A 2974-nucleotide genomic window follows, 5' to 3' on the forward strand; every position below is an offset into this window, starting at 1 on the left:
GATCGTCTTTATGAAATGATTCGTGCATGAAACCGGTATCGGCATGCGTCTTTTGCAGCATTTGAATACAGGCTTTGATCTCGGCATCGTTGATGCTCGTGAGTCCGCGCATGATGATGCCCATGGGCCAGATCATATCCTGCCCAACGTGCGGACCGCCAATACCTTCACCAGCCGTGCCTTTAAAGAAGAATGGGTTGTCGGCCGACAACACCAGCTTGCGGGTATTTTGATAAATAGGGTCTGACGTTTTTATAGCGCCGAGATACGGCATGCCCAAAAGACTGGGCACGTTGGCATCGTCCATCAGGTTATAACTGCCAAAGCCATTTACTTCGTAGGCATAGATTTTACCGTAACTTTTATGTTCTACTACGGCGTATTGTTGTAATGCTTTTTCCACTTCAGCGGCCAATGCATTGAACTGTGCTGCCGTGGCGGTATCTTTTACAATAGTGGTGAACATTTCCGCTGCCTGCCGTAAGCTGACTACCGCAAAGAAATTCGAGGGGATCAGGAAAGAGAACAGCGTGGCATCGTCGCTTGGCCGGAAAGCCGAGCAGATCAAGCCCACTGGTTTTACCGGATAGCCATAACCGCGCATGGGTTGCGTATCGGTGGCATGCGGCGTGGTGCGCTGAAATTTGTAGGACCCGTTGCCTGTCTTTCGCTGCTGATCGCGGAAGGTAGTATAGATGGTTTTAATGGCCTGCTGCCATTGAGCATCGAAGGGTGTGGTATCGCCACTGAGTTTCCAGTAACGATATGCCAGACGGATGGGGTAACATAATGAATCGATCTCCCATTTGCGTTCATGCACGCCGGCCTTCATGTCGGTATGGTCTTTCTCCCATTCGCTTTTCTTCTCAGGATCATTATAGAAGGCATTGGCAAAAGGATCTTTCAGGATGCAGGCAGTTTGTTTATTGATGACGCCGGCAATCAATTGCTGCAGAGGTTTGTCATGCGACATAAACGCCAGATACGGCCATACCTGTGCGCTGCTGTCGCGCAGCCACATGGCATCGATATCGCCGGTGATGACATACGTTTCGGGCCGGCCGTTTTGTGTAGTATGAAATACCGTTGTATCGAGAGTATTGGGAAAGCAGTTTTCAAACAGCCACGCCAGTTCGGGCTGCTTTACGTTTGCCTGAAATTCTTTGATCGCATTCTCTACTGCCGTGCTGGTGAAATTCCGCTTATCGGCCGGGGTACGAACTACCGGGTATTGCGGGTAGGGATTGTTTGCTGAGAAAACTGTTAGGTTATTTAATAACAAGCCTGCTGTGGCTAAAGAAGATTGTTGAATAAAACTCCTCCGTTTCATATAAGCAATGGTTTGGAGGTAAAGCTATGTATTTAGCAAGTAACAAGTTCATTAGTTATTCAGTTCCTGAACCAAATAACTAATGAACTGAATAACTTATAACCCCGCTAAAGCTTCCAGCAACATACAGGCGCTTAGTTGTATAGAGCCATCTGTTTTAGGTCCATTGGGCCGCGAGCGCCAATCAGAATTGAAGACATAATCCGGGCGGTAAGTAGCATTGGTCAATAAGCTTTCACCATTTGTTTTCAGGAATTGAATATACCAGGTGCGGTTTGAACGCGGTACCTCACGCGACCGGGTCAATTGATTCAGATAACTGATGAAGATGCCTTTGAAGAGGCCGCCATCGCCTGCGCCTTCATCTTTCAGAATACCATTGGGCGCAAACTTTTGCTGATCGCTTGTTATGTAGCTGGCAGTTTTCAGGGCATCCTGCAGGTATTTATCTTCCTGGGTAATGTTATAGAGTTCAAGGGCTGCACCCAGCCAGGTGCCCTGATTGTAGGTATAGAGGCCAGTTTCATTGTAATTACCAAACGCATCCCATACTACGCCCCGGCTGGTATCAACGAGGTAGGTTTGCTGCCACTCATATATTTTCTTTGCCCAGTGGAGGTCCTGTTCATTTCTATTGAGTTTGTACAGCCTGGCAGCAATAATAATCGCCGGTCCATTGCTGCAGGCATTTTTTGAATCCGGGGTACCGGTTTGCCACATGATACCGCCACCATGCGCATTCGTCCAGCCCTGACTGATATTGTCCCACAAGAGCTGGGCTACTTCTTTATATTTTTTATCATCGGTTACATCATAGGCGTGCAGGCAGGCAAGGGCCAGCCATTCCATATCATCAAAGAACTTATTGGCCCACTTACTTCCGTTCATTGTATAGATGCCTTTCAACAAATTGCTCATGCGGGCAGTATAAGCAGGATCTTTTGTGCGTGCGTAGCCATTGGCCAGCACATCGAGGGCATGAGCATTCCACCAATAGTCGAAGGTCTTATTGCCATTGTTGTTGTGCAGGTAGTAATTTTCACTGTTTGACCAGAACTGGGTGGTAAGCGCCTGCTGGGCGCTGTCGGCGGCCTTAGCCCAGTTGATCTTTGCTGACTGCGAAAAGGCGGTAGCCCCATACAGAAATATAAGGGAACAGGCAGAGATAAGGAATCGGTGCATAATAGGGTAATTTAAATTATAATATGTACAACCAAGGCATATTCAATTAAATAATAAATTATTCATTGAATTTATCCTGAATTTAATGTACTTAATTCAATTTTAAAAGCCTCTATTACATTTATTATACATATATTAAATTAAATAATAAATATATAATTAGCGATTACCTGATTCAATAATTAATTATAAAGTGAGTTTTGAAATCGGGGGTATAGTTGAAAGTTCAAAATTGAAAGTTGAAAATCCTGTATTCCTAAGTTGCAGTTATTAGATTCGTAGGTTATTGAGTTCGTTAGTTTATTAGTTCTTTAGTTCCTGGTTACCTGACTTTGAGCGTAGCGAAGAAATGGGAATTGCCGATTTCGGATCGATGAAGTGAGTTGAGGAATTTCGTGAACCCTTTCACGTTTCTCCGCCAGCTGGCAGATTCACGATTTTGCATTGCCGATTGCCGATTCA

2 protein-coding genes are annotated in these 2974 nt (G+C 45.4%); both read right to left on the bottom strand.

Features of this window, described 5'->3' with window-relative positions; translation table 11 throughout:
* Positions 1-1330: glycoside hydrolase family 125 protein (locus ACJ751_RS01460; RefSeq protein ID WP_407743599.1), on the bottom strand; the 1330-nt coding region annotated here is incomplete at its 3' end.
* 96 nt (positions 1331-1426) lie between these two features.
* Positions 1427-2512, bottom strand: a complete 1086-nt coding sequence (locus ACJ751_RS01465) for a glycoside hydrolase family 76 protein (protein WP_407743600.1) — start codon at positions 2510-2512, stop codon at positions 1427-1429.
* Positions 2513-2974 lie beyond the last annotated feature (462 nt).

The organism is Niastella sp. (genome assembly GCF_045805085.1).
In the GTDB taxonomy this organism is placed as follows: domain Bacteria; phylum Bacteroidota; class Bacteroidia; order Chitinophagales; family Chitinophagaceae; genus Niastella.

Coding starts and splice junctions, on each gene's coding strand:
- ACJ751_RS01465 (WP_407743600.1), bottom strand. CDS start 2,512: ATGCACCGATTCCTTATCTCTGCCTGTTCCCTTATATTTCTGTATGGG.